Here is a 25,395-nt window from a genome sequence, read left to right on the forward strand (position 1 = left end):
GGGCAGCATGGGGCAAAAGGAGTTAGAGGTCGCGAATGGTTCGCAAGGCTGCGGCAGTGAGAACCTGGATGCCGTAGCCCAGGGCGCGCTCGTCAACAATGTAGTCGCCGCGGTGCAGGTCGTAGTCTTCTCCACCGGGGGTCCGGGTCCCGAGGCGCATCATGGCGCCCGGCAGCTCCGCGAGGAACCAGGCGAAGTCTTCCCCGCCCATGGACTGCGGGGTCAGCACCACGGCGCCTTCGCCGATCTCGGCGCGGGCCGCAGCCTCGATCAGGGCCGTCTCGTGCTCCGAGTTGACCACAGGCGGCACACCGCGGGTGTGCTCCAGGTGCACGTCCACGCCGTAGGGCGCGGCCACCTGCTGCACCACTTCGTCGAGCAGTTCACCGGCGCTGTGCCAGGCGTCGCGGTCCAGGCAGCGCATGGTGCCGGCCATGTAGCCCGTACCCGGGATCGCGTTCGGCGCCGACCCGGCGTTGATGTGGCCCCACACCACGGAGACGCCGCTGCGGACGTCCACCCGGCGGGACAGCACGGCCGGAACGTTCACCGCGATCTGGGCGAGGGCGAATACCAGGTCCTCAGTGAGATGCGGGCGGGAGGTGTGGCCGCCGCGGCCGCTCAATTCGATCTTGATGGTGTCCGAGGCTGAGGTGATGGCCCCGATGCGCGTACCGATCTTGCCGACGTTGATGCGCGGATCGCAGTGCAGCGCCAGGATGCGCGGCACACCTTCGAGGACCCCCTGCTCGATGCACGCGTGGGCACCGCCTGGCATGGTCTCCTCTGCAGGCTGGAAAATTATGCGGACGCTCCCGCCCAAGGGTGTTTCCAGATGCATGCGGTGCAGGACCAGCGCGATCCCCAGCATGGTAGTGGTATGGATGTCGTGGCCGCAGGCGTGGGTCACGCCGTGGTTCTTCGAAGCGAACGGCAGGCCGGTTTCCTCGATGATCGGCAGGGCGTCGATATCACCGCGCAGAGCGGTGGCAATGGGGCCTTCGCCGATGTCCACGGTAAGGCCTGTGCCTTCAAGCCGGCGCGGCTCCAGCCCCGCCTCTTCCAGTCGCTCCACGAGCTTGTCCGTGGTGCGGAATTCCTTGAAGGACAGTTCAGGGTGCGCATGGAGGTCCCTGCGGAATTCGATCAGTTCCGGCAGCAGCGGTTCGAGCCACGGCCCTACCGCCACGGTCGGCTCGGCTTCAGTAGTGTAATTGCGCACATCACAACTCTAGCGAGCCGCCGATGAATCATGGCATCGCAGTCGCCGCATTACGGTTTCCTAGAGGACGTCGGTGTCACCGCTGGCCTTCAGGGCGTCCACGGCCTGCTTCACCCGCTGCGAATGCTGCTTGGTGGTGACGAGCAGCGCATCGGGCGTATCCACGATCACCACGTCCTTAATCCCGATCAGCGCAATAACGCGCTTGGTATCCGAAACCACCACGCCGCTGGCTTTTTCGGTAAAGACGCGCGCGCCCTCGCCAAGGACAGTAACCTCGTCCACTTCCTTGGCACTGTTGAGGCGTCCCACGGAGGCAAAGTCCCCGACGTCGTCCCACCGGAAGGAACCAGGCACGACGGCGACGTCCCCGGCTGCCGCTGCGGGCTCTGCCACCGCATAGTCGATGGCGATCTTGGGCAGGGTGGGCCAGATACGGGCGGTGACTTCATCACGGCGCGGAGTGTCCCAGGCTTCGGCGATTTCCTGCAGGCCGGTGAACAGCTCCGGCTGGTTCGCTTCCAGGTGCTTGAGCATCAGGGACACCGGCGCCACGAACATGCCGGCGTTCCAGACGTAATCGCCGCTGTCCACGTACTGCTGCGCAACGTCCTCGTCCGGCTTCTCCACGAACTCGACGACGGCCTGGGAGTTGGGCGCGCCCGGAATGTGCAGGGAGGCGCCGGAGCGGATGTAGCCGAACCCGGTGGACGGGTGCGTCGGCTTGATGCCGATGGTGACGATCTTGCCGGCGGCCGCGGTGTAGATGGCTTCCCGCACCGTCTGCTGGAAAAGGTCATCGGGGCTGATCACGTGGTCTGCCGCGAACGAGCCCATGATGGTGTCAGGATCCCGCTGGTGCAGGATAGCGGCGGCGAGGCCGATGGCAGCGCCTGAGTCCTTCGGCTCGCTTTCCAGCACGAGGTCGCCGTCCTGGACCTCCGGCAGCTGGCGGCACACGGCCTCGCGGTGTGCGTTTCCGGTGACAACGAGGACCCGGTTGCCCGCGAGGGGCTCCAGCCGGTCATAGGTTGCACGCAGAAGCGTGCTTCCCGAACCCGTGAGGTCGTGAAGGAACTTGGGAGCTGCTGCGCGTGACAGAGGCCAGAGGCGGGTCCCCACGCCGCCCGCAGGAATCACAGCAATAAAACGGCTGAGAGGTGAATCCTGGCTTGTCACTTTGTCTTTACTCATCACGGCCTACTTTAGCTGACAAGCCTCAAGGGCCCTGCTGAAGCGGAAGGGGACCCGACTCATCGGCAACCAAAATGTGGCGTTTGTCTCAAAAAAGGCGCAAAACCGTACAGTACTGCGGCCGCTAAGGAAGGCCTGAATTGAATAAGCTGTGAGCGAAGCCTAGATTTAGGCCTGAGCTACGAGTGCTCTCACAGCAGGCGTTCCCCCCGCATGGATCCCGTGCCAGCGCCGCTGTGTTGCAGGGAGGTTTATTCAGTGCCGACGAAACCAGCTGGCACCTTGTACCGCGGCCGTGAAGGCATGTGGTCCTGGGTTGGACACCGCATTACCGGTGTTGTGATCTTTTTCTTCTTGTTGGTCCACGTGCTGGACACCTCCCTTGTGAGAGTGTCGCCGGAGGCCTACACCGCGGTGATCGGTGCCTACAAGAACCCGCTGATGGCCCTGGGTGAAACGGGCCTGGTCGCGGCGATCGTCTTCCACGCCTTCAACGGCCTGCGGATCATCGCCGTCGACTTCTGGAAGAAGGGTGCCAAGTACCAGCGCCAGATGCTCTGGGTCGTGCTCGGTCTCTGGATCGTCACCATGGTGGCCTTCTCCATCCGCCACCTTTCCCTTGCACTCGGAGGTCACTAAGCCATGTCTGCAACTGAGATCCAGCCCCCGCGCAGTGGCCAGATCAGCGGCAAGCCGCAAGCCGGCCTCATCGCTCCGAAGTACCGCCGCGGAGGCAGCTCCCGCGGAAACTTCGAAATGGCCGCATGGCTGTTCATGCGTCTCTCCGGCGTGGTGCTGGTAGTCCTGATCTTCGGCCACCTCTTCGTCAACCTGCTGGTGGGCGAGGGCATCCACGCCATCGACTTCGGTTTCGTTGCCGGCAAGTGGGCCGACCCGTTCTGGCAGTTCTGGGACCTCGCCATGCTGTGGCTGGCCATGCTGCACGGCACGAACGGTGTCCGCACCATCATCAACGACTACGCCGAGAAGGACTCCACCCGCTTTTGGCTCAAGATGGTCCTCTACGCCGCCACCGCCGTCATCATCATCCTTGGCACCTTGGTGATCTTCACCTTCAACCCGTGCCCCGTCGTCGACGGCGTCCAGCTCCCCGGCGGCTTCTGCCCCGCGTAGCGTACAGCGGCTGCCCGCCCCGTCCGGCGGTCTTCTGTTTGCGGAGCAGGCCTCAGCCCGCCCGTTGTTTTATTGCGAATTTTGAGAGAAAGAGCGTCTGGTATGCAGGTCCATAAGTACGACGTCGTCATCGTCGGTGCCGGTGGCGCCGGGATGCGCGCCGCGATCGAATCCGGTCAGCGTGCGCGAACAGCAGTACTGACCAAGCTCTACCCCACCCGCTCCCACACGGGTGCAGCCCAGGGCGGCATGTGTGCAGCCCTGGCCAATGTCGAAGAAGACAACTGGGAATGGCACACCTTCGACACCATCAAGGGCGGCGACTACCTGGTTGACCAGGATGCCGCGGAAGTCATGGCCAAGGAGGCCATTGACGCCGTGCTGGACCTTGAGAAGATGGGTCTGCCGTTCAACCGCACCCCCGAGGGCAGGATTGACCAGCGCCGCTTCGGTGGCCACACCCGCGACCACGGCAAGGCTCCCGTCCGCCGGGCGTGCTACGCCGCCGACCGCACGGGCCACATGATCCTGCAGACGCTGTACCAAAACTGCGTCAAGCACAACGTTGAGTTCTACAACGAGTACTACGTCCTGGATCTGCTCACAGTTGAAGAAGACGCAGTGCGCGAGGACGGCACCCCGTACAAGCAGAAGCGCGTCGCAGGCGTCGTCTCCTACGACCTCGCGTCCGGCGAGCTGCACGTTTTCCAGGCAAAGTCCGTGGTGTTCGCCTCCGGCGGCGCCGGCAAGGTCTTCAAGACCACGTCCAACGCCCACACCCTCACGGGTGACGGCATGGGCATCGCCTTCCGCCGTGGCATTCCGCTGGAGGACATGGAGTTCTTCCAGTTCCACCCGACCGGCCTTGCCGGCCTGGGCATTCTGCTGTCCGAAGCCGCCCGCGGTGAGGGCGCCATCCTGCGTAACTCCGAGGGTGAGCGCTTCATGGAGCGCTACGCCCCGACCATCAAGGACCTCGCTCCCCGTGACATCGTGGCCCGCTCCATGGCCAACGAAGTACGGGAAGGCCGCGGCTGCGGCCCGAACAAGGACTACGTGCTCCTTGACCTGACGCACCTTGAGCCGGCCCACATCGACGCCAAGCTGCCGGACATCACCGAGTTCGCACGCACCTACCTCGGCGTGGAGCCCTACACGGAGCCCGTTCCGGTGTTCCCGACGGCGCACTACGCCATGGGCGGCATTCCCACGAACATCAACACTGAGGTCCTGCAGGACAACGACACCGTGGTGCCGGGCCTGTACGCCGCCGGTGAAGTGGCTTGCGTCTCGGTCCACGGCTCCAACCGCCTGGGCACCAACTCCCTGCTGGACATCAACGTCTTCGGTAAGCGCGCCGGCATCGCCGCGGCCGAGTATGCCAGGACGGCAAACTACGTGGAACTCCCGGAGAACCCGGAAGCCTACACGGTTGAGCTGCTGGACATTGCCCGCAACGGCACCGGCACCGAGAAGGTGTCCGTGATCCGCAAGGAACTCCAGGACACCATGGATGCCAACATGCAGGTGTTCCGGACGGCCGACACGCTCAACCAGGTGCTGACGGACATTGCTTCCTTTGAGGAGCGCTACCGGAACATCAGCGTGCAGGACAAGGGCAAGCGCTTCAACCTTGACCTGCTGGAGGCCGTGGAACTCGGCTTCCTGCTGGAACTCGCGAAGGTCATGACCGTGGCCGCCCTGCACCGCGAGGAGTCCCGCGGCGGGCACTTCCGCGAGGACTTCCCGGAACGGGACGACGAAAAATTCATGAAGCACTCCATGGCGTACAAAGAAGACCACGCACCGGCTGACGGTTCCGTGGAGGAGGCAATTGCCGGGATTCGGCTTGGTACAAAGCCGGTCGTGTTTACGCGCTACGAGCCGATGGTGAGGAAGTACTAAAAATGTCCGCTGAACTTGCTGAGCCAGCCTCCAAGATCGAACTGCCCGCAGGTGTCGGCGGCGGCGGGGAAATCCCCACCTTCGACATCACCCTGCGCGTCCGCCGCTACAACCCTGAGGTTTCCGAGGACGCCCGCTGGGACGACTTCAAGCTGACCATGTACGGCACGGACCGCGTGCTGGACGCCCTGCACAAGATCAAGTGGGAAGTGGACGGCAGCGTCTCCTTCCGCCGGTCCTGCGCCCACGGCGTCTGCGGCTCCGATGCGATGCGCATCAACGGCCGCAACCGCCTTGCCTGCAAGACGCTGCTGAAGGACCTGGACACGTCCAAGCCCATCACGGTTGAACCCATCAAGGGCCTGCCGGTGGAGAAGGACCTGATCGTGGACATGGAACCTTTCTTCCAGTCGTTCCGCGAAGTCATGCCCTTCCTGATCAACAAGGGCCACGAGCCCACCAAGGAACGCCTGCAGTCCGCCGAGGACCGGGAGCGCTTCGACGACACCACCAAGTGCATCCTGTGCGCGGCGTGCACCTCGTCCTGCCCCGTGTTCTGGACCGACGGCCAGTACTTCGGCCCGGCAGCGATCGTTAATGCGCACCGTTTCATCTTCGACTCCCGCGATGATGCCGGCGACATGCGCCTGGAGATTCTGAACGACAAGGAAGGTGTGTGGCGCTGCCGCACCACCTTCAACTGCTCGGAAGCCTGCCCCCGCGGCATCCAGGTCACCCAGGCCATTGCTGAAGTCAAGCAGGCCATCCTGTCCCGCAAGATCTAACGCCCGCTTAGCAGCGGACGTAACAGGCAACAGATGTAACGGCCGACGGCGTCACTCACCACGTACGGGAATGTACGGTGAGCGGCGCCGTCGTCGTATGTCCAGCAAACCGTCCCAGAGGAAAGGCAACGCCGTGTCCCGCTCCGAAAAGGTCACCTTCAAAGGTTCCACCGGTGAGCTGCTCTCCGGCATCCTCGACACGCCGGAAGGGACGGTGAAGGGCTGGGGCGTCTTCTCCCACGGGTTCACGCTGGGCAAGGACAGTCCTGCCGCATCCCGCATGTGCAAGGCCCTGGCGGACCACGGCATCGGCATGCTCCGGTTCGACAACGTGGGCCTTGGCGGCTCGGCAGGTGAGTGGTCGGAAGGGTCCTTCAGCCACAAGGTGGCGGACACCGTTCGCGCCGCCGAGTACATGCGTGCGGAGGGCCGGGCCGTCTCCCTGCTGGTGGGACATTCCTTCGGCGGCGCCGCCGTGCTTGCTGCAGCGTCCGAGATTCCCGAGCTCGACGCCGTGGCCACCGTGGCAGCCCCCTTCTCACCGAAGCATGTGGCGCATGTCTTTGACGCCGCCCTGGACAAAATCCTGAGCGAGGGCAGCGCGGAGGTCGACCTCGGCGGCAAGCGCGTGGAGATCCGGCGGCACTTTGTCGAAGACCTGGAGAACGCCGACCTCACCGACTGCATCAAGCGGCTGCACAGGCCCCTGCTGGTGCTGCACTCCCCCACAGACAACACAGTGGGCATCGAGAACGCCAGCACCATTTTCCAGACCGCGCGTCATCCGCGCAGCTTCGTTTCGCTCGAGGGCAGCGACCACCTGCTGACCGGAAAGGGCCAGGCAGCGCGAGCGGCAAAGATTATCGCGGCGTGGGCCGATCAGTACCTCGACGCCGGGCAGTGACACCCACCGGCCGCGGATGATCGGCGACGTGGTTCCGTTCCACGGGGGTCTTGCCGGGCTGCACCTGGCGTGGTCCCCAGCCGGTTGTCTTCGCTGCCGGAGCAGCCTTAAGGTCCTCCTCGCGGATCGCCGACCAAGCGGCGGCCACGAGGTAGACCTGGCTGACCAGGTTGAACCAGATGAGCAGCCCTATGATGATGGCGAACGGGGCCAGGATGGGATTGCGTCCGGCGCTTGCCAGCAATTCCGTGCTGAAGATCTGGAGGACCGTTGTCCCCAGTGCCGCGAGGATGGTCCCCTCCAGCAGCGCCCGGCGGGACAGTTTGAGTCCCCCTGCGAACCGAAACATTATGAGGGCAGTAACCCAGCCCAGCACCAGCGGCACACCGATTTTGATGGACGTGGTCAAGGGCCACGAGAGCAGCGGATCGAGCCGGAGTTGTACGGTCACCCAGCCTGCTGCCGTCCCGAAAACCAGCGACGCCCCTGCGCTCAGCACAAGCGCTACGCCAAGCAGCAGGAGGACTCCCGTGTCCTTGAGCTTGAGGACGACGGGGTTCAGCTTCACTGGAGGCAATCGATGCACTATGCGAAGACCACCGCGCATCCCGCCTATCCAGCGGAGAGACGTCACGACAGTCACTGCGGCGGCGATAACTGCCGTCCAGCCGAGCCCGTCCGGGTTCAGCAGCTCCTCGGGGGCCACCAGTCCTTCCCGGCCCCCGGTTTTCAACAGTCCCGGGGCCGCCGCCGACACACTGCTGACGATTCTGTCCAGGAGCGCTGGTTGGCCGCGAAGCAGCAGCCCGGCAACGGAGAAACCGGTAGTAAGCAGGCCCGTGATGGAAAAGAACATGTTGAAGCCGATACCGGCGCCAAGCAACGGTCCGCGCTGAAGGTTGTAGTACTGAAAGGCGCGCACGGGCCGGAAGGCGTTCAGCCGCGCGAGCAGCCACTGAAACATGGCCACGAGCTGGGGCACCGTGCCCTTGCCGGATCTGCGGGCCTTGCCCCACTCCACTTTCTTGCGGATGACCTCCAGCTTCAGGCGGGCACGTTCAGTGGGAAGTGGCTGCCCCGCCAGCTTCGGCTGCTCGGAGCTGCTCCCGCTCGTTGTCAGGTTCGGTACCAAAGTCAAGCTCTTCCCGTAGCTGCCAAATGCCGTCAGCATCGTGCTCGTAAAGTCCCATGCTAACCACGGGGAAAGTTGCTCTGTAGTCTTTCAGGACCATTTCGGCCTCATCGAGGCTTTCCGGGGCGACGTCGTGGGCGATCGTCACGTGGGGGTGGTAGGCAAAAGGGAGCTCACGGGCCAACGGTCCGGTCTGCAGTTTCTCATGCAGTTCCACGCACTCCTCGAACCCGTCCTCCACGTTGATGAAGACCACCGGGGATACGGGCCGGAAGGAACCGGTGCCGGCAATGGTCACCATGAAGGGCGCCTGGGTGCGCGCCACTTCACGGACGTGGTCCCGTGCGGCCTCCCAGTCGTTCGTGGGAGTGGTGGTGACGAGCGTGATGTGCGCCGGAATGACCGTGGCCATGGGATCCCCGAAAGAGGCACGCCAGCGTTGCAGTTCCTCGGCGATGCCGGGCGGGAAGCCCAGGATTACCCCGAGGCTCATTCCTTCGCCGTCTCTCCTTTTGACGGGCATCGTCTTAGCGGGCTCCCGCGTATGGCAGGAAGCCGACCTTGGCGTAAACGTCGGCGAGAGTGGCCGAGGCGATCTCACGTGCCTTGTCGGCGCCGTGGGCCAGCAGCCGGTCAAGCTCCGCCGGGTCGCCGAGCAGCTCGTTGGCGCGGTTGCGGATCGGCGTCAGGCGCTCTGTCACCACGTCAGCCAAGTCCACTTTGAGGTGGCCGTACATCTTTCCTTCGTAGGCTGCGACAAGCTGCTCCACCGTCTGGCCGGTGATGACGGAGTAGATGGTCAGCAGGTTGGAAACGCCCGGCTTCGTATCGCGGTCGAAGCGGATCTCGGTCTCGGCGTCGGTCACCGCGGACTTGATCCGCTTGGCGATAATCTTGGGCTCGTCGAGCAGGTTAATCAGGCCGGCAGGCGATTCGGCGGACTTGGACATCTTGACCGTGGGCTGCTGCAGATCGTAGATCTTCGCCGATTCCTTCTGAATGAAGGGCTTGGGTACTGTGAACGTCTGGCCGAAGCGGGTGTTGAACCGGGTGGCGAGGTCGCGGCTGAGTTCCACGTGCTGGCGCTGGTCCTCACCCACGGGCACGCCGTGCGGCTGGTACAGCAGGATATCCGCGGCCTGCAGGATGGGGTAGGTGAACAGGCCGACGCTGGCCTGGTCCGAGCCTTGCCTTAGCGCCTTGTCCTTGAACTGCGTCATGCGGGAGGCTTCGCCGAACCCCGTAATGCAGTTCAGGACCCAGGCCAGTTGCGCGTGTTCGGGGACCTGGGACTGGACGAACAGAGTGCACTTGTCCACGTCCACTCCGCCGGCAATGTACTGAGCGGCTGTGACGCGGGTGCGGTGGGCCAGTTCGGCGGGATCCTGCGGAACCGTAATGGCGTGCAGATCGGGGATGAAGAACACGGCATCGTATTCGTCCTGCATGCGGACCCAGTTCACGAGGGCGCCGAGGTAGTTCCCCAGGTGCAGGGAGTCGGCGGAGGGCTGCATGCCCGACAGGATGCGGTGGCGGATCCCGGCGTCCTGACCGCTCTTGCCGTCCGGCTGGAGGGTGGCGGCGGGCTGTCCGGCAGCAGAGCCGTCGGTCACGATGGGGGTGGAGGTCATTCGTCGGAGGCCTTAAGACTAGAGCCGGTAGTCCACTACCAGCGGTGCATGGTCAGAGAAACGTGTGTCCCACGAGGGCGCCCGGTCCACGACTGCCGAAACGGCAGCTGCGGCGAGTCCGGGGGTGGCCATGTGGTAATCGATGCGCCAGCCAGAGTCATTGTCAAAGGCCTGGCCACGCTGGGACCACCAGGTGTAGGGGCCGTTGACGTTACCCGCCAGGCTCCTGTGAACATCCTTCCAGCCGATGTCCTCGCCGAAGAAGCGGTCGAAGTACGCTCGCTCCTCGGGCAGGAAGCCGGCACGCTTGACGTTGCCTTTCCAGTTCTTAATGTCCAGCTCGGTGTGGCCCACGTTCAGATCGCCGGTGACCAGGGCGTGGTCACTGTGCTTTGCCAGCTCTGGGAGCCGCGCGGTCATGAGGTCCAAGAAGCGGTACTTGTCCACCTGCTTGGGAGTCCCGACGTCCCCTGAGTGGACATAGGCGCTTACAACTGTCAGCTGGGAGGCATTGCCCTCGGCGTCGCGGATCCGGAAGTCCGCCTCCACCCAGCGGCCGGCTGTGGCGAAGTAGTCGTCTCCGATGTGCCCGCGGGTTACCAGCGGCTCCTCCCGGGAGGCGATGGCGACGCCGGCGCGGCCCTTGGCTTCCGCCTCTGCGTGCAGGATATGCCAGCCATCGCCCAGAAGTTTGCGGACAATGGCGTCGGGGGCGCGGACTTCCTGCAGGGTGAGAATGTCCACTTCGCGGTCCGCCAGCCACTCAGCCATGCCCTTTTTGTAGGCAGCCCGAAGGCCGTTGACGTTGACTGTTGCGATGCGAAGGTGGTCCTTCTTCAATGCCGAGCTCACCCGCTCCACTCTAGTCGATGATGGTTCCGGTTACGGGTTCACCGGGACCGCCCGAGGACTTAATCATGTCCCTGGCGTTGGTGGCGGTTATTTCGATGGTTTCGAGGGCACGGCGGATCGTGTCCTGGTCCGCGGCGGCTCCCTTGGCCCGTTCCTGCTCCACCACACGGACCTGCACCTGGACGATCTTGAAGGAGTGGTCCAGCTTCATGTCGCGGATTTCCTCGGCTTCACCGCGTTCGCGCACCAGCCGTGTTCCGCCGTGGTCCGCTGAGCCGCGCCCCGGTGCACGGCCGGCTGCGGCGTTGAAGGCGTTCTGCGCTTCGTTCAGCTTCGCTCCTGCCTTCTTGGCCGCCTTCTGGATGCTGAAGACCACGAACGATGCCAGCAGGAGCCAGAAGAGTGCGATGACAGCGACCACCCAGCCGACCACGTCGTTCTGGTTGGCCGCGAAGATGACGGCGACCAGGAAGGCGGTAATCAGGACCAGAAACCCCGGTCCGCTGATGCGGAACATGGAGAATCCGCCCCGAGCCGGGTTGGAGGAAAATTTTGGGCTGCCCAGAGATTGCATGCAGCTATTGTCTCAAATCCAACGGGTGCCCCTGAACGCTTCCACCGGCGGCGAACGCCCCGGGCACACTCCGGCCAGCCCCAGGTATGCCCGTCCACAGCAGTGCAGCTACTTCAGGAACAGGCTCCGGAGCCTGCTGGTGGTCAGCATTAGTCCGAGCACGATCATCACCAGGTAGTAGCCGACGTGGATGGCCGCGGCCGGGGTGAACGTCCCGGCGCTGATCTGGCGCAGCAACTCCACGCCGTGCCACAGCGGCATGGCCTGGATGAGCCACTGGATCATCTGCGGGTAGACGCTGAGGGGGTAGAACGTGGCGCTGAACAGGAACATCGGCAGCATGATGAAGTTGATCCAGTCCATCTGCTGGAAGGTCTTCATGAAGCTCGTCAGGCCCATGCCGAAGCTGGCGAAGCCGAAGGCGATCAGTACCGACGCAGGGATCATCAGCAGCGCCCAGGGCGTGGTGATGAGACCCATCAGGCCCATCACGGCGGTGAAGCCCGTGGCGTACAAAAGGCCGCGCAGGAGGGCCAGGAAGATCTCCCCCATCGCCACGTCGAGCGGACCCAGGGAAGTGCAGAGCATGCCCTGGTACAACTTGGCGAAGTTCATCTTGAAGAAGACGTTCCAGGTGGAGTCGTAGACAGCACCGTTCATGGCCGAGACAGCAAGGAGGGCAGGCGCAATGTAAGCGGCATAGCTGATTTCCTGCCCGCCTGGCCCTGTGACGGAACCCACCACGGCCCCCATGCCGATGCCCATCGACAGCAGGAACAGCACCGGCTCGAAGAACCCGGACAGCATGACCAGCCAGTTGCTGCTCTTCGTGGCCATCAGGCCCCGCCCAATGACAGCCCTCGCGTTGCGGGAGTACAGGGGGCCAAAGCGCCGGTTCCGGGCCTCCTCCGTCACGCTGTGGCCCTGCGTCAGGACGCTCATTGCCCCAGCCTCCGGGCGAATTGCCGCTTCGTGACCGCCCAGCCAAACCACGCCAGGCCCGCCAGGAAGACGATGTGAATGATGGTCAGGACGGGCGGTTCCTCATGGCCGTAGCTGAGGACCCGGCCGAGTTCCGTGCCATGCCAGATGGGCGATATCCAGCCGACCCACCGGACCAGCAGCGGCAGTGTGTCCAGCGGAAAGAAGGTGCCGGAAAACAGAAAGAGCGGCATCACAATAAAGCGCATCACCATGGCGAACTGCCCTTTGTCATCCTTGATGGTCGCTGCATAGGCCATCAGTGGCAGCCCGAAGGACAGACCTGCCAGCGTGGCCACGAGGATGGAGACCCAGCCCCAGCCGCTGGGCGAAGCGCCGAACAGCGTGACGATGGCGAAATAGATCGCGGACTGCAGGAAGAAGCGCACCGTTACGGCGATGATCTGGCCCGCCGCGATTTGTTCCGGGGTCAGCGGTGAGGCATGCGGCCCGTAGTAGACCCGCCGCCACTTGAAGCCGTCCATCACCGGGTACGTAAATTCGTTGGCCGCTGTCATGACGGCGGCGGAAATCAGCAGGGCAGGCGCAATGAAGGCCAGGTAGCTGACCCCGCCGAACACTGTCGCACCGTTGGCGTCCGCAGCGTTCCCCTCCACAAGCGTGGCCAGACCGATGCCCATGGCAAACAGGTAGGCCGCGGGCTGCCCCACGCTGTAGAGGAAAATCGACCAGCCATAACCCTTCATCACACGCAGGACATGCTCGGCGAAATAGAAGGCGCCCCACCGCCGCGCCCTCGCGGCAGAAACCTCCGGCGAATGGGCACGCAAAGGAGGCCGCGCCGTCGGCCGTTCTGGAACGTCAGGTGAAAGGGTGCCCTTCGCGGGCAGCGGCTCAGTCAACGAGGCTCCTGCCCGTTAGCCGGAGGAAGACGTCCTCCAGCGAGGACCGGCGCACCAGCGACGTGAGCGGGCGCAGGCCGCGGGCGGAGACTTCCTCAAGGGCCGCCTCGCCGTCCTGCGTGTAGATCAACACGCGGTCCGGCAGCGTCTCCAGCCTTTCGCCGATGCCTTCCAGTTCCGCGCCGACGCTGGCGTTCCGTTCCGACCCGAAGCGCAGTTCGAGGACTTCCCTTGTGCAGTAGTTCCTGATCAGGCTGGCGGGCGACCCTTCCGCCATGATCCGCCCCTTGTCCACCACAATGAGCCGGTCACACAGCTGCTCTGCCTCGTCCATGTAGTGGGTGGTCAGGATCAGCGTGACGCCCTGTTCCTTGAGCCGGAACAGCCGGTCCCACAGGATGTGCCGCGCCTGCGGGTCAAGGCCTGTGGTGGGTTCGTCCAGCAGGAGGATGCGGGGCTCGTTGATGAGCGAGCGCGCGATGGTAAGGCGGCGCTTCATGCCGCCGGACAGGGCATCCACCTTCGACTTGGCCTTGTCCGTCAGCTGTGCAAACTCGAGCAGCTCGTCAGCCTTGGGCCGGAGATAGCTCATTGGCAGGCCGAAGTAGCGCCCGTACACCAGCAGGTTGTCCCGGACCTTGAGCTCCTCGTCCAGGTTGTCCTGCTGCGGCACCACGCCAAGGTGCGCCCGGACCTCCGGCCCGTGCTGCTCCGGGTCCAGGCCCATGATGGTCAGGCTGCCCGAGGTGCGCTGGGACACGCCGCCGATCATTTTCATCGTGGTGGACTTGCCGGCGCCGTTGGGCCCCAGCAGCCCGAACGCCTCCCCCGCGGGAACTCTGAAGGAAATGCCGTCGACGGCGGTGACGTCGCCATAGGTCTTGGTTAGGTTCTCCGCTGCGATCACGTACTGGGCCGGGGCTGGCGCGTGATCTTCCGCGAAGCCGGCTTCTTCCCCGGACACGGGCTTTCGGGACGTTTCTTCGGAAGAGTGGAGTTCGGGCACCCCATCACGCTAGCCCTCACCGCGGAGCAAAGGAATAGCCACATCTCAAAACCAGCGTCTCAAAAACGCAGCAACGCGGGGCCACTATGAGTGGCCCCGCGTTGCTGCCCGCCAGTTCGGGCAGCGGTTCAGTTCAAGCAGCGGTCAGCTGATGCCGGCCTGGCGCTCGGCGCTCTCCACCACGTTGGACAGCAGCATGGCACGGGTCATCGGACCCACGCCGCCCGGATTCGGGGACAGCCAGGCCGCGACGTCGGAGACGTCGGGGTGCACGTCTCCGGTAATCACCGACTTGCCGGAGCCGTCGTCCACGCGGGACACACCGACGTCGAGCACTATTGCGCCCGGCTTCAGGTCCTCCGCCTTTACCAGGTGCGGCACACCGGCCGCAGCAATGACGACGTCGGCCTGCCGGAGTTCGGCGGGCAGGTCAACGGTGCCGGTGTGGGCCAGGACCACGGTGGCGTTGACGTCCTTGCGGGTGAGCAGCAGCCCCACCGGACGGCCGATGGTGACGCCCCGACCCACCACGAGGACGCGCTTGCCCTTGAGGTCGATGCCGTGGCGGGCAAGCAGTTCCACGCACCCCTTAGGCGTGCATGGCAGCGGGGACTTCATGGGTCCGCTGATGTTGGCAACGAGCCGGCCCAGGTTCATCGGGTGCAGGCCGTCGGCGTCCTTGTCCGGATCCATCGCCTCCAGGATGGTGTCCTGGTCGATGTGCTTGGGCAGTGGCAGCTGGACAATGTAGCCGGTGCAATCCGGGTTCTCGTTCAGCTCGCGGACCACGTCCAGAAGGTCATCCTGGCTGATGTCCTCGGGCAGGTCGCGGCGGATGGACGTGATGCCCACCTCCGCGCAGTCCTTGTGCTTGCCGCCCACGTACCATGTGCTGCCAGGGTCGGAACCGACGAGGATGGTGCCCAGTCCCGGTGTGACGCCTTTGGCCTTGAGCGCGGCCACGCGTTCGGTCAGTTCGGCCTTGATGGCGGCGGCTGCCGCCTTGCCGTCAAGGACTTGTGCGGTTTTAGCCGTTTCAGCAGATGCCATGGATTACCACTGCTCGTGCTGGGGGTACAGCGGGAAGTCGGCGGCAAGCTTGTCCACGCGGGCCTGCAGGGCCTCCACGTCGGTGGCCGAGCCGGCCTTAAGCGCGGTGGCGATGATGTCTGCAACCTCGGTGAATTCCTTGGCGCCGAAGCCACGGGTGGCCAGCGCAGGGGTGCCGATGCGCAGGCCGGAGGTGACCATCGGCGGGCGGGGGTCGAACGGCACAGCGTTGCGGTTGACGGTGATGCCCACCGAGTGCAGGAGGTCCTCGGCCTGCTGGCCGTCCAGCTGCGAGTTGCGAAGATCAACCAGGACCAGGTGCACATCGGTGCCGCCGGTCAGGACCGAGACGCCGGCCTCGGCGACGTCGGCCTGGTTCAGGCGGTCGGCGATAATCTTCGCGCCCTCCAGGACGCGCTCCTGGCGCTCCTTGAACTCGGCGGTGCCGGCGATTTTGAAGGCCACGGCCTTGGCGGCGATGACGTGCATCAGCGGCCCGCCCTGCTGGCCCGGGAAGACGTTGGAGTTGAGCTTCTTGGCCCACTCCTGCTTGGCCAGGATCACACCGGAGCGGGGACCGGCGAGGGTCTTGTGCACGGTGGAGGTGACGACGTCGGAGTGCGGCACGGGACTCGGGTGCAGTCCTGCAGCCACGAGGCCTGCGAAGTGGGCCATGTCGGTCCAGAGCAGCGCGCCGACTTCATCGGCGATGGAGCGGAATGCCGCAAAGTCGAGGTGGCGGGGGTAGGCGGACCAGCCGGCGATGATGACCTGCGGCTTCTCGGCGATGGCCTGCTCGCGCAGCTTGTCCATGTCCACCCGGAAGGTGTCCTGCTCAACCTGGTAGGCGGCCACTTTGTAGAGCTTGCCGGAGAAGTTCAGCTTCATGCCGTGGGTCAGGTGTCCGCCGTGTGCCAGGGAAAGGCCCAGGATCTTGTCGCCGGGGGTGATCATGGCCGAGAGGGCTGCGGCGTTGGCCTGCGCGCCGGAGTGCGGCTGGACGTTGGCGTATTCGGCGCCGAACAGGTCCTTCACCCGGTCGATGGCCAGTTGCTCTGCGACGTCAACGTATTCGCAGCCACCGTAGTAACGGCGGCCCGGGTAGCCCTCGGCGTACTTGTTGGTCAGGACGGAGCCTTGGGCTTCCATTACTGCACGCGGTGCGAAGTTTTCCGAAGCGATCATCTCCAGGGTGCCGCGCTGGCGGCCGAGCTCCTGGTCCAGTACCGCAGCGATCTCGGGGTCGAGTTCGGCAAGCGGCTGGTTGCTGACGTCGGATGAAGTGCTGAGGGAAGTCGGTGAAGTAGTCACGAGGATCTCCTGGCTAGGGATGGGCACTGCTAAGGTCAGGCTACCGGCATGGGCGCGGCTCCGCCCCTTGATGACCACGATCCGGAAGACTCCGGGCCGCAGATCTATTCAGGGCGCCGCAACGCACAAGGCGGCTGCTCTTCGGGAAAGCGCAGCACTACCGGCACAACATGACCCTCGGCCCAGGCGTACGATCCGTGGTCTTCGTGAATGCCGCTCCCTGGTGGTTAGCCACCCAAACGCCAGTTGCGACGCCACCACATTATCAAAAGCGGCGCCGCCGCGCGGGTAGGCTGTTCTTCGTGATTGAAGACCACCCCGCCAAAGCATACGTAGTAACTCTGTCTTGCCCGGACCGCCCGGGGATCGTCCACGCCGTGGCCGGCGCCCTGCTCGTGGCGGGCTGCAATATTACTGACTCCCAGCAGTACGGCAGCGAGGCCACGGGAACTTTTTTCATGCGGGTCGAGGCCACGACCGCCGCACCGCGCAATGAAGTCCACGCCGCCTTGGAACCCGTGGCGGAGGCCTTCGGCATGCAGTGGAGCCTCAACCCGGCGGGCCAGAAGGTCCGGACACTGCTCATGGCGAGCAAGTCCGCGCACTGCCTCAACGACCTGCTGTTCCTGCAGCGCTCGGGCACGCTGCCGATCGAGATTCCGGCAATTGTGTCAAACCACAACGACCTGGCCGGGCTCGCAGGGTTTTACGGCATCCCGTTCCACTACATCCCGGTGACTCCTGAGACGAAAGCGGAGGCCGAGGACAAGCTGCGGCAGATCATCGCCGAGGAACGCATTGAGCTGACGGTCCTGGCCCGCTACATGCAGATCATCTCGGATGAGCTGTGCGAGGAACTGACCGGCAAGGCCATTAACATCCACCACTCCTTCCTGCCGTCCTTCAAGGGCGCCAAACCCTACCACCAGGCACATGCCCGCGGCGTGAAACTGATCGGTGCCACGGCGCACTACGTCACTGCTGCACTGGACGAAGGTCCCATCATCGAACAGGAAGTGATCCGCGTGGACCATGCCCGCACCCCCGAGCAGTTCGTGCAGATGGGTCGGGACGTGGAGGCACGCACGCTGGCCCAGGCCGTGCAGTGGCATGCCGAGCACCGGGTACTTCTGGACGGCAACCGGACGGTTGTCTTCAACTGACGTTTTCGACTGCCGCCAGCGCTTGACGAGTGGTGTCCGATCAAGAGGCCTCCGGCTTGAGGTTCCCAGCGGCGGGTGTTTTAACTGAGACTGGTTAATACGATGGCTCTGCTGACAGACACCGCACTGGAACCTTTCATCGCCCTGCTCAAAACCCAGAGACGGCACTCAGTCCTGAACGTGTGCTGCGGCCCGGGGGATGACGGCATCCGGTTTGTTCAGGCCGGGATCCACTACACCGGCGTGGACCCCTTCGACGGGAACGTCCGCTACGCAGTCGCCCGCCGGCTGAGCGTATCGGTTGCGCAACCGGACCGCCTGCCCTTCGCGGACAACACCTTCCCCGCTGTTTGGGCGGTGGAGTCCCTGACGGGCCTCACTGCGGACCAGGCGGATGACGTCGTCCGGGAGCTTGAGCGCGTGGCCGAACCTGGCGCGCCGATCGCCGTCGTCCTTCCCTAGCTGCCGAACAGCCGCGCAATTCTGCGCGGCTGTTCCGGCACATGCGGCCGGGCTGCGCGCGAAGCCCGTTAAACGCGCCGCTCCCGCCGTGCCCGCTCCACCTCCTCCGCGATCTCCGATTGCCCAACCGACTGCAGCCCGGCAACGACACCGCTGACGTCCGCGTCTGGCCGGTTTTGGCTGAGCTTTGTCTTTCCCTCGATCCTGCTGATGATCAGTTCGACACCGACGATGGCGCGCAGCTGCCCCGAAATGAACCGCTCCGGGGCATCGTCCACTGACCATGGACGATCGGTGCCGGCCTCGTGGAGGTCGGTCAGCCGCCTGACGTGGTTGCTGAGCCAGGCCGCGTCGTCGTGGATAACGAGGTTCCCGTACACATGGGCCGTGGAGTAATTCCAGGTGGGCACCACCCGTCCATGCTCTGACTTCGAGGCGTACCACGACGGTGAGATATAGGCGTCGGCGCCCTGCAGAATCGCCATCGACTCACCGAGTGCAGGTGCGGACCACTGCGGGTTGTTTCGTGCGAGGTGCCCGTGCAGCGCCCCGTGGTCGCCGATGGACGGTTCGTAGATGAGGGGCAGCATAGTGGCGAGGATGCCCTGCGCCGTGGCGGTGATCAAGTTGGCGGCAGCGGGCCTTGCGAGGAGGCCGTTGATTGCGTCGGGGCTGGCTGCGAAATGTGCTGGGGTGTACATGAGGCTCTTTCGTCTAGGGGCTTGGGCTGGGATTTGCGGGTTCCTGCGGCCGGCTGTTCGGCTGCTGATTCAGGTGCGCCAGTTGGCAGGTGGCCGGTGGAGCCGGACAAGGACGGCAATGCCGGCGCAGGCGATGACTGCCAGCCCGCCAAGGATGGTGACCCAGGTCAGGTGTTCGCCGAGCAGGAGCGCCGCCCAGCAGATGCTCATCACCGGCTGGGCTAGTTGGACCTGGCTGACCTGAGCCATGGGCCCAATCGCAAGTCCGTGGTACCAGGCGAAAAAGCCCAGGAACATGCTGACGACACCAAGGTAGGCAAAGGCGGCCCACTGCACCGGCGTCGCCGACTGCACGGACGTGCCCGGCTGCTGCTGGGACACGGCGAAGGCCATGAGAACAAGCATCAGGGGCGAAGCGAGAACCAGGGCCCAGGATATGGTCTGCCAGGCGCCGAGCTCGCGGGCCAGCAGTCCCCCTTCGGCGTAGCCCACGGCTGCAGCCAGCACGGCACCGAACAACAGCAGGTCCGTCCAGTGCACCCGGCCGGGGCCGCCGGACTGCAGGAAGGCGAAAACGATGGCAGCCAGGGCCCCTGCGGCTGTCGCAGCCCAGAAGAGCCATTGCGGACGCTCCCGGCCTCGGAGAGCCGCCATCGTGGCAGTCGCGGCGGGCAGCAGGGCGATCACAACTGCTGCGTGGCTGGCGGGGGCGGCCGTGAGCGCAAAGGAAGTCAGCAGCGGGAAACCGATTACAATCCCTCCGCCGACCACGGCCAGCCGCATCCACTGGCCGCCGCGGGGAAAGCTTTGCCGCGTCAGAAGGAGCGCCGCTGCGGCCAGGACGGCCGCCACCACTGCCCGCCCTGAACCGATGAACATGGGCGGCAATCCCTCCACCGCCAGGCGCGTGAGCGGAACAGTCAGCGAGAAGGCGGTGACACCAAGCAGGCCCCACCCCAACCCGACGCGTGCATGCCCGGTGGCTGCTGGTCCGGCGACTTCAGGCCCGGTGACTGCGGGTCCGATGCACATACCATCCGATATCACTGGCCGGACAGATACGATAGCGCTACTATTGTCTCTCATGAACAACGATAGCACCTCGCTGATTGCCTTGCGGCTAAGGGAATGGATCGCCGGAGCCGCGCCGGGCTCGAGGCTGCCGTCAACCCGCTCACTCGTTGCCGATTACCAGGTCAGCCCTGTAACAGTTCAGAAGGCACTGCACCTCCTGAACAGGGAGGGTGTCATCGAGAGCCGGCCTGGCGTGGGGACGTTCGTGCGTGCCGTCCGGACGGCGCGGCCCTCGGACTACGGCTGGCAAACAGCTGCGCTGCGGTCTCCGCAGGCGCCCCTTCGACCCGCCTCCACGGCAATGCGAAGCACCCCGAACGATGTCATCGCGTTCCACTCGGGCTATCCGGACCGCGAGCTCCTCCCGGAGCGGCTGGTGCGTGCAGCGCTCACGCGGGCAGTCCGGAGCGAGGCGGCACTGTCCCGCCCTCCGGCTGCCGGGCTTCCCGAGCTTCAGTCCTGGTTCGCCCACGAACTCGGCGCCTTTACTCCGGCAGGCATCACGCCGCCAACGGCCAGCGATGCCGTTGTACTCCCGGGAAGCCAAAGCGGCCTCAGCTCCATCTTCAAGGCACTGGTCGGCTACGGACAGCCGCTGCTCGTGGAATCCCCAACGTACTGGGGAGCCATCCTGGCCGCTGCACAGGCGGGGGTCCGCGTGATCCCTGTGCCCAGCGGCCCCGAGGGCCCGGACCCGGACGAGTTGGCCCGGGCCTTCAGGGAGACGGGGGCACGGATGTTTTATGCCCAGCCAAGCTATGCGAACCCCACCGGCGCGCAGTGGCACCCCCGGTGCGGGGAACAGGTTCTGAACGTGGTGCGGGAGAACGGCGCGTTCCTGCTGGAGGACGACTGGGCGCATGATTTCGGCGTCGACACCACCCCGCAGCCTCTGGCCGCGCATGACGATTCGGGTCACGTTGTATACCTCCGGTCGTTGACTAAGAGCGTCTCCCCTGCCATCCGGGTTGCCGCCGTCATCGCCCGCGGACCTGCCCGTGAGCGAATACTCGCCGACCGGGGAGCCGAGTCGATGTATGTCAGCGGCCTTCTCCAGGCCGCCGCGCTTGACGTTGTCACGCAGCCGGGCTGGCAAACACACCTGCGCAGCCTCCGGCACCAGCTCCGGGCCCGCCGCGACCTTCTGCTGACGAGCCTGCTGCAGCGCGCGCCGCAGGCTCACATCGAGCATGTGCCGAAGGGCGGGCTCAACCTTTGGGCCCGCTTGCCGGACGGGACCGACGTCGAACAGCTCGTCCGTGTATGCGAAAGCGAAGGCGTGATCATCGCCGCCGGAACGGAATGGTTTCCTGCCGAACCGGCCGGACCATTTATCCGGCTCAATTATGCGGGCCCAAACCCAGGTGCTTTTCCGGAAGGCGCCCGTATCCTGGGCGAGGCACTCTCCCGCACCATTGGCTAATCCCGCCGCATAGAGCACGGGTGGGGCTCTTTCGGTGCGTGCAGCGTGCTTTAGGCTGGGTGGCATGGCTCCCATCTACCCTTTCGCCGGTGACGCGCCGGACATCCACCCCTCGGTTTTCGTTGCCCCGACGGCGTCCGTCATCGGCCAAGCCACCCTCGCCGAGGACGCCAGCGCGTTCTACGGTGTTTCCGTGCGGGCTGATACTGCCGCCATCACGGTCGGTGCAGGCAGCAATCTGCAGGACAATGTTGTGCTGCACGCTGACCCCGGCTTTCCCTGCAGCGTCGGGGCCCGGGTCAGCGTCGGACACAGCGCGGTGGTGCACGGCTGCACCGTCGAGGACGACTGCCTTATCGGCATGAGTGCCACCATCCTGAACGGCGCAGTGATCGGCACCGGCTCGCTTGTGGCCGCCGGCGCCGTCGTGCTGGAAGGAACCGTGGTCCCTCCGCGCTCCCTCGTGGCCGGGGTCCCGGCCAAGGTACGCCGTGAACTCACCGATGAGGAGTTCGACGGCGTGAAGCGCAACGCAGCGCACTACCGCGACCTGGCGAAGGCGCACCGCGAGATGCACACAGGCTGACAGCCCATCAGTCCAGGCTGATCGGGCCCAGCTCGTCAAGCAGGTCGCCGGGGCCGGGGTTGGCTGCGGCGGAGGACCCGCCGAGGTGGTTCACAACACCCCACACGGCGTTCAGGCCGGTGGTGATGGCGCCCTCGGCCCACCCCGCGGTGAAGGAGATGTCGTCGCCGGCAAGGAAGATCCCACGCTGTGCCCCGGGGAGTTTGTCCTGCTTAAAGTGGGTGAAGAGGCGCTGCTGGTACCGGTAGTGTCCTGGCAGATTGGCCTTGAAAGCTCCCATGAAGTTCGGGTCCGATTCCCAGGAGACCGTGATGGGCTGGCCCACGATGTGGCTGGCGATATCCACCGTCGGGTAGATCTGTTCAAGCGAGTGCAGCATCAGCTCAACGCGCTGGTCGGCGTCGAGCGCGAGCCACTTCAGGGCGTCGTCGTTCCAGGTGTAGGACAGCAGGATCACTGCCGGCTTGTCCGGACCGTTGTCCAGCAGGTAGGTGGCCCGGTTGAGCCGGTCCGTCAGTGTCATGGACATGGCCTCTTGGCCGGTGGCGGGATCAATGTCCTTCCAGAACGGCCGGTCCACCATCACGAAGGTCTTCGAGGACTGCATGTAGTGCGAGCGCTCGATCGCTGTCCACAACTCGGCGGGGAACAGCGCTTCTTGCGTGTGGATCCGCGTAGACAGCAGCCACGACTGGCACGTGGTCACGACAGCCGGATAGGCGGACTCACGGCCCCACCGCTCACGGATTCGCAGGTCCCCGTTGGCGTCCCGGCCGATCCGCTCCACGGCGCCGCGCGGCGAACCTGAGTGCAGGGACGCCAGCGACGTTCCCTCCGGCCAGTGGGCCATGCCCGACGGCGCGTGGTGCCACAGTGCCTCGGGGAGCCTTTGCGCTCCCCCTTTGATGAGCCGGTGCTGGTCGTCGGCGTCGGTGTAGACGACCCGCAGGATTTCCAGGATCGAGTTGGGGAAGTCGGTGTCCCAGCCGCCCGTGCCGAACCCGACCTGACCGAAGGCCTCACGATGGGCGAAACCGGCCTGCCTGAACGATTCGCTGGCCGCGATGAAGCCGTAGAACGTCTGCTCGTCCAGCAGCGGCAGCAGCTCGTTCCAGAGTTTCTTGATCCGGGCTGTGTCCCGGGCCCGGATGGCGTCCTGCATCTCGCTGAACCGGGCCCCGTCGTTCACGGCCGCCTTCCAGGCCTCGGCCACCTCGCGGAAAAACGGCGGCAGGTCCGCCGGGGTGCTTGCATAGTGCTTCTTCCCGGCCAGTTCGATCACAGTGCTGGAGGTTACCGGTGCCAGCGGGTTGGGGAAGTCCTGCGTCTCCAGCCCGAGCAGGTTCACATAGTGGTAGAACGCCTTGCCGGACACGGGGAAGCGCATGCCGCCCAAGTCTGCCACCACCCCCGGGGCTGACGGGAAAGCCGCAGTGCGCAGGCGCCCGCCGATGCGGTCCGCTTCATAGACCACCGGCCGCAGCCCGAGCTTCATTAGTTCGTAGGCCGTCACAAGCCCGGACAGCCCGGCGCCTATCACAGCCACTTCCGTGCCGTGCAGTTGGACCGGCACAAAACCCAGCCCGTCAGGGTGGGCAAGGTAATGGTCGTAGCTGAACGGGAAATCCGGGTTAAGCATGGTCACGGGCGCCAGGTCCGGCCTGTCGGCAACGGCCGTCTCGGCGCCGGCCGACGGGGCGAGGGTTGTCGGGGCCAGTGTTGTCGGGGCCAGGGTTGACGTGCTTGAGGGATCGGACGCCGGCAGTTCGGTAGCGGTGGTCATGGAAGCTCTGCCTTCATGGTCTCAGGATTTGACGGTGTGTTCGAAAGTTCGCGGCTGGACAGCTCACGGTATTCACGCTCGCTGAGGGAAGCCACCCTGGAATGGCGCCGTCCGTAGCCGAAGTAGGCAGCGAGGCCCACCAGCATCCAGATGCCGAAGGTCACCCAGGTGTCGGCGCCGAGGTTGGCCATCAGGTACCCGCACATGAGGGCGCCGAGGATGGGGGTGAGGGGAAACAGCGGCACGCGGAACGTCCGCCTGAGTTCCGGCCGGGTGCGGCGCAGGTAGATGACGGCGACGTTTACCAGGGCGAAGGCAAAGAGGGTGCCGATGCTCGTGGCGTCCGCGAGCGCCCCCAGCGGAACCATGCCCGCTGTCAGCGCGACCAGAATGCCGACAATGAGCGTGCCCGCAACCGGAGTGCCGGTCCGCTGCGAGACGCGACCGAAGATGCGCGGCACCAGCCCGTCGCGGGCCATGGAGAGAAGGATGCGGGTCTGTCCGTAGAGGACCGTCAGGACGATGCTGGCGATGGCGAAGACGGCTCCGACGGCAAAGACGAGTGCCATCCAAGGCTGTCCGGTGATCTCTTCAAGGATCTTGACCAGGGCGGCTTCCGTCCCGTCGAACCAACCCCACGGACGGGCTCCGATTGCTGCAACAGCCACTAGAACGTAGATGGTGGTGACAATCAGCATGGAGAGCATGATGGCCCGGGGCAGATCACGCTTCGGGTTGCGGGCTTCCTCACCGGCCGTGGACGCCGCGTCAAAGCCGATGTAGGAAAAGAAGACGGTGGAGGCGGCAGCGGAGACTCCGGCTGCACCCATCGGCAGCAGCGGTGCGAAGTTGCCTGCGTTGAACGCGGTGAAGGCCACTGCGCAGAAGAAGATCAGGATTGCCACCTTGATCACCACGATTGCCGTATTGACCCATGCGCTTTCCTTGGCGCCACGGACCAGCAGGACCATCGCCAGGAGGACGATGACCATGGCGGGGATGTTCATGACACCGCCGTCGCCCGGCGGCTGCGTGACGGCATCCGGCAGGACCTGGCCGAAGATGGCCAGGGCTTCGTTCACGTATTGGCCTGCACCCACAGCCACCGCGGCCACCGAGACGGCATACTCGAGCACCAGGCACCATCCGCAGATCCAGGCCATGCCCTCTCCCAGGGTGGCATAGCTGTAGGAATAGCTGGAACCGGCCACCGGCACGAGGCCCGCCATCTCGGCGTACGAGACTGCGGACAGCAAGGCCGCGAGTCCGGCGATGGCGAAGGAAACCCAGATGGCCGGACCTGCCAGCGGCACGGATTCGCCCAGGATCACCAGGATTCCCGTGCCCAGGGTTGCCCCAACGCTGATCATGGTCAGCTGCAGCACGCCAAAGCTGCGGACCAGGCGGGTGCCGCCGTGACCTGTATCGGCCTCGTTGACCATTTGTCCGATCGGCTTGCGGCGCAGCAGCTGGGCACCCAGGCCCGGTCGGCGATCCGGCGCGGCCGGCCGCTGCTCTGTGTAAGTGGGCACAGTCATCGTTGACGTCCGTTCGTGAGTAGTTGTCGTTTTCCCCTTGCCCAAGACTAGGCGTGTGAGCCACCTCTCAAGGTTGTGCAAAATGACCTATAGTTGCTGCGCATGAGACGTTATGCACAAA

Annotated in this window: 25 protein-coding genes and 1 riboswitch; of the genes, 9 read left to right on the top strand and 16 right to left on the bottom strand. The window is 65.0% G+C overall.

Annotated elements, in window-relative coordinates; genetic code table 11:
- Nucleotides 1-22 precede the first annotated feature (22 nt).
- Together M1E01_RS14060 and M1E01_RS14065 are read right to left on the bottom strand one after the other, a co-directional pair.
- Nucleotides 23-1,222, bottom strand: a complete 1,200-nt coding sequence (locus tag M1E01_RS14060) for an amidohydrolase (RefSeq protein ID WP_457972184.1) — start codon at nt 1,220-1,222, stop codon at nt 23-25.
- A gap of 60 nt (nt 1,223-1,282) precedes the next feature.
- Nucleotides 1,283-2,416 (bottom strand): mannose-1-phosphate guanylyltransferase, encoded by a 1,134-nt coding sequence (locus M1E01_RS14065; RefSeq protein ID WP_457972185.1) that lies wholly within the window; start codon nt 2,414-2,416, stop codon nt 1,283-1,285.
- 258 nt (nt 2,417-2,674) lie between these two features.
- Here M1E01_RS14065 and sdhC point away from each other — a divergent pair, with 258 nt between their 5' ends.
- The 5 genes from sdhC (at nt 2,675) to M1E01_RS14090 (ending at nt 7,144) form a co-directional block, all read left to right on the top strand.
- The gene (sdhC, locus tag M1E01_RS14070; protein ID WP_400479818.1) at nt 2,675-3,055 is read left to right on the top strand and encodes a succinate dehydrogenase, cytochrome b556 subunit; all 381 of its coding nucleotides are present in this window, start codon (nt 2,675-2,677) and stop codon (nt 3,053-3,055) included.
- Nucleotides 3,056-3,058: 3 nt separating this feature from the next.
- On the top strand, nt 3,059-3,550 hold the full coding sequence (locus tag M1E01_RS14075; RefSeq protein ID WP_457972186.1) for a succinate dehydrogenase hydrophobic membrane anchor subunit: 492 nt from the start codon (nt 3,059-3,061) through the stop codon (nt 3,548-3,550).
- A 102-nt stretch (nt 3,551-3,652) separates the two neighbouring features.
- On the top strand, nt 3,653-5,455 hold the full coding sequence (sdhA, locus tag M1E01_RS14080; RefSeq protein WP_457972187.1) for a succinate dehydrogenase flavoprotein subunit: 1,803 nt from the start codon (nt 3,653-3,655) through the stop codon (nt 5,453-5,455).
- Nucleotides 5,456-5,457: 2 nt separating this feature from the next.
- Nucleotides 5,458-6,240 carry a succinate dehydrogenase iron-sulfur subunit gene (locus M1E01_RS14085; protein WP_457972188.1) on the top strand — a complete coding sequence of 261 codons (783 nt, stop codon included), beginning with the start codon at nt 5,458-5,460 and terminating at the stop codon, nt 6,238-6,240.
- A 133-nt stretch (nt 6,241-6,373) separates the two neighbouring features.
- On the top strand, nt 6,374-7,144 hold the full coding sequence (locus M1E01_RS14090; protein ID WP_457972189.1) for an alpha/beta hydrolase family protein: 771 nt from the start codon (nt 6,374-6,376) through the stop codon (nt 7,142-7,144).
- On the opposite strand, the gene M1E01_RS14095 is transcribed toward M1E01_RS14090, so the two are convergent.
- The 10 genes from M1E01_RS14095 to glyA all read right to left on the bottom strand — a co-directional run bounded on the left by M1E01_RS14095 (nt 7,101) and on the right by glyA (nt 16,544).
- Nucleotides 7,101-8,165: a YihY/virulence factor BrkB family protein gene (locus M1E01_RS14095; protein WP_457974977.1), complete on the bottom strand. Its 1,065-nt coding sequence runs from the start codon at nt 8,163-8,165 to the stop codon at nt 7,101-7,103. The two genes, M1E01_RS14090 and M1E01_RS14095, sit on opposite strands and share 44 nt — an antisense overlap.
- Before the next feature lie 37 nt (nt 8,166-8,202).
- A complete protein-coding gene (locus tag M1E01_RS14100) occupies nt 8,203-8,799 on the bottom strand; it encodes a 2'-5' RNA ligase family protein (RefSeq protein WP_457972190.1) in 597 nt (198 codons plus the stop codon).
- A gap of 4 nt (nt 8,800-8,803) precedes the next feature.
- Nucleotides 8,804-9,790, bottom strand: a complete 987-nt coding sequence (trpS, locus tag M1E01_RS14105; RefSeq protein ID WP_457974978.1) for a tryptophan--tRNA ligase — start codon at nt 9,788-9,790, stop codon at nt 8,804-8,806.
- A gap of 135 nt (nt 9,791-9,925) precedes the next feature.
- Entirely contained in the window at nt 9,926-10,759 is an 834-nt protein-coding gene (locus M1E01_RS14110) for an exodeoxyribonuclease III (protein ID WP_457972191.1), read from the bottom strand.
- Nucleotides 10,760-10,769: 10 nt separating this feature from the next.
- Nucleotides 10,770-11,333, bottom strand: a complete 564-nt coding sequence (locus M1E01_RS14115) for a hypothetical protein (RefSeq protein ID WP_457972192.1) — start codon at nt 11,331-11,333, stop codon at nt 10,770-10,772.
- A 108-nt stretch (nt 11,334-11,441) separates the two neighbouring features.
- Nucleotides 11,442-12,275 (bottom strand): ABC transporter permease, encoded by an 834-nt coding sequence (locus M1E01_RS14120; RefSeq protein ID WP_457972193.1) that lies wholly within the window; start codon nt 12,273-12,275, stop codon nt 11,442-11,444.
- Complete coding sequence (locus M1E01_RS14125) at nt 12,272-13,177, bottom strand: ABC transporter permease (protein WP_457972194.1); 906 nt, start codon at nt 13,175-13,177, stop codon at nt 12,272-12,274. The genes M1E01_RS14120 and M1E01_RS14125 overlap by 4 nt, the downstream gene beginning before the upstream one ends.
- Nucleotides 13,170-14,141 (bottom strand): ABC transporter ATP-binding protein, encoded by a 972-nt coding sequence (locus M1E01_RS14130; RefSeq protein ID WP_457974979.1) that lies wholly within the window; start codon nt 14,139-14,141, stop codon nt 13,170-13,172. The genes M1E01_RS14125 and M1E01_RS14130 overlap by 8 nt, the downstream gene beginning before the upstream one ends.
- A 186-nt stretch (nt 14,142-14,327) precedes the next feature.
- Nucleotides 14,328-15,233, bottom strand: coding sequence for a bifunctional methylenetetrahydrofolate dehydrogenase/methenyltetrahydrofolate cyclohydrolase (locus tag M1E01_RS14135; RefSeq protein ID WP_457972195.1), 906 nt, complete (start codon nt 15,231-15,233; stop codon nt 14,328-14,330).
- A 3-nt stretch (nt 15,234-15,236) separates the two neighbouring features.
- Nucleotides 15,237-16,544, bottom strand: coding sequence for a serine hydroxymethyltransferase (gene glyA, locus M1E01_RS14140; RefSeq protein WP_457972196.1), 1,308 nt, complete (start codon nt 16,542-16,544; stop codon nt 15,237-15,239).
- Between the two features lie 173 nt (nt 16,545-16,717).
- Nucleotides 16,718-16,804: riboswitch (ZMP/ZTP riboswitch) on the bottom strand.
- Between the two features lie 42 nt (nt 16,805-16,846).
- Between glyA and purU the strand changes: the two genes are divergently transcribed.
- Together purU and M1E01_RS14150 are read left to right on the top strand one after the other, a co-directional pair.
- Nucleotides 16,847-17,707 (top strand): formyltetrahydrofolate deformylase, encoded by an 861-nt coding sequence (gene purU, locus M1E01_RS14145; RefSeq protein ID WP_457972197.1) that lies wholly within the window; start codon nt 16,847-16,849, stop codon nt 17,705-17,707.
- A 102-nt stretch (nt 17,708-17,809) separates the two neighbouring features.
- Entirely contained in the window at nt 17,810-18,169 is a 360-nt protein-coding gene (locus tag M1E01_RS14150; protein ID WP_457972198.1) for a class I SAM-dependent methyltransferase, read from the top strand.
- 68 nt (nt 18,170-18,237) lie between these two features.
- Here M1E01_RS14150 and M1E01_RS14155 read toward each other — a convergent pair whose 3' ends face one another.
- Both M1E01_RS14155 and M1E01_RS14160 read right to left on the bottom strand, forming a co-directional pair.
- On the bottom strand, nt 18,238-18,870 hold the full coding sequence (locus tag M1E01_RS14155; RefSeq protein ID WP_457972199.1) for an FMN-binding negative transcriptional regulator: 633 nt from the start codon (nt 18,868-18,870) through the stop codon (nt 18,238-18,240).
- 69 nt (nt 18,871-18,939) lie between these two features.
- A complete protein-coding gene (locus tag M1E01_RS14160; protein WP_457972200.1) occupies nt 18,940-19,902 on the bottom strand; it encodes a DMT family transporter in 963 nt (320 codons plus the stop codon).
- A gap of 52 nt (nt 19,903-19,954) precedes the next feature.
- On the opposite strand from M1E01_RS14160, the gene M1E01_RS14165 reads away from it, so the two are divergent.
- Entirely contained in the window at nt 19,955-21,367 is a 1,413-nt protein-coding gene (locus tag M1E01_RS14165; RefSeq protein ID WP_457972201.1) for an aminotransferase-like domain-containing protein, read from the top strand.
- Nucleotides 21,368-21,431: 64 nt separating this feature from the next.
- A complete protein-coding gene (locus tag M1E01_RS14170; RefSeq protein WP_457972202.1) occupies nt 21,432-21,953 on the top strand; it encodes a gamma carbonic anhydrase family protein in 522 nt (173 codons plus the stop codon).
- A 7-nt stretch (nt 21,954-21,960) separates the two neighbouring features.
- Here M1E01_RS14170 and M1E01_RS14175 read toward each other — a convergent pair whose 3' ends face one another.
- Together M1E01_RS14175 and M1E01_RS14180 are read right to left on the bottom strand one after the other, a co-directional pair.
- Complete coding sequence (locus tag M1E01_RS14175) at nt 21,961-23,736, bottom strand: FAD-dependent oxidoreductase (RefSeq protein ID WP_457972203.1); 1,776 nt, start codon at nt 23,734-23,736, stop codon at nt 21,961-21,963.
- Nucleotides 23,733-25,274 carry an amino acid permease gene (locus M1E01_RS14180; RefSeq protein WP_457972204.1) on the bottom strand — a complete coding sequence of 514 codons (1,542 nt, stop codon included), beginning with the start codon at nt 25,272-25,274 and terminating at the stop codon, nt 23,733-23,735. Before M1E01_RS14180 ends, M1E01_RS14175 begins: the two co-directional genes overlap by 4 nt.
- Between the last annotated feature and the right edge of the window lie 121 nt (nt 25,275-25,395).

Source organism: Arthrobacter sp. D1-17 (genome assembly GCF_054130535.1).

Excerpts from the sequence above, each read along its gene's own strand:
- sdhA (WP_457972187.1), top strand. The coding sequence starts at position 3,653 with ATGCAGGTCCATAAGTACGACGTCGTCATCGTCGGTGCCGGTGGCGCC.
- M1E01_RS14155 (WP_457972199.1), bottom strand. The coding sequence starts at position 18,870 with ATGTACACCCCAGCACATTTCGCAGCCAGCCCCGACGCAATCAACGGC.
- M1E01_RS14075 (WP_457972186.1), top strand. The coding sequence starts at position 3,059 with ATGTCTGCAACTGAGATCCAGCCCCCGCGCAGTGGCCAGATCAGCGGC.
- M1E01_RS14180 (WP_457972204.1), bottom strand. The coding sequence starts at position 25,274 with ATGACTGTGCCCACTTACACAGAGCAGCGGCCGGCCGCGCCGGATCGC.
- M1E01_RS14135 (WP_457972195.1), bottom strand. The coding sequence starts at position 15,233 with ATGGCATCTGCTGAAACGGCTAAAACCGCACAAGTCCTTGACGGCAAG.
- M1E01_RS14085 (WP_457972188.1), top strand. The coding sequence starts at position 5,458 with ATGTCCGCTGAACTTGCTGAGCCAGCCTCCAAGATCGAACTGCCCGCA.
- M1E01_RS14115 (WP_457972192.1), bottom strand. The coding sequence starts at position 11,333 with ATGCAATCTCTGGGCAGCCCAAAATTTTCCTCCAACCCGGCTCGGGGC.
- M1E01_RS14170 (WP_457972202.1), top strand. The coding sequence starts at position 21,432 with ATGGCTCCCATCTACCCTTTCGCCGGTGACGCGCCGGACATCCACCCC.
- M1E01_RS14065 (WP_457972185.1), bottom strand. The coding sequence starts at position 2,416 with ATGAGTAAAGACAAAGTGACAAGCCAGGATTCACCTCTCAGCCGTTTT.
- M1E01_RS14175 (WP_457972203.1), bottom strand. The coding sequence starts at position 23,736 with ATGACCACCGCTACCGAACTGCCGGCGTCCGATCCCTCAAGCACGTCA.
- trpS (WP_457974978.1), bottom strand. The coding sequence starts at position 9,790 with ATGCAGCCCTCCGCCGACTCCCTGCACCTGGGGAACTACCTCGGCGCC.
- M1E01_RS14150 (WP_457972198.1), top strand. The coding sequence starts at position 17,810 with ATGGCTCTGCTGACAGACACCGCACTGGAACCTTTCATCGCCCTGCTC.
- M1E01_RS14160 (WP_457972200.1), bottom strand. The coding sequence starts at position 19,902 with ATGTGCATCGGACCCGCAGTCACCGGGCCTGAAGTCGCCGGACCAGCA.
- M1E01_RS14100 (WP_457972190.1), bottom strand. The coding sequence starts at position 8,799 with ATGCCCGTCAAAAGGAGAGACGGCGAAGGAATGAGCCTCGGGGTAATC.
- M1E01_RS14165 (WP_457972201.1), top strand. The coding sequence starts at position 19,955 with ATGAACAACGATAGCACCTCGCTGATTGCCTTGCGGCTAAGGGAATGG.
- M1E01_RS14120 (WP_457972193.1), bottom strand. The coding sequence starts at position 12,275 with ATGAGCGTCCTGACGCAGGGCCACAGCGTGACGGAGGAGGCCCGGAAC.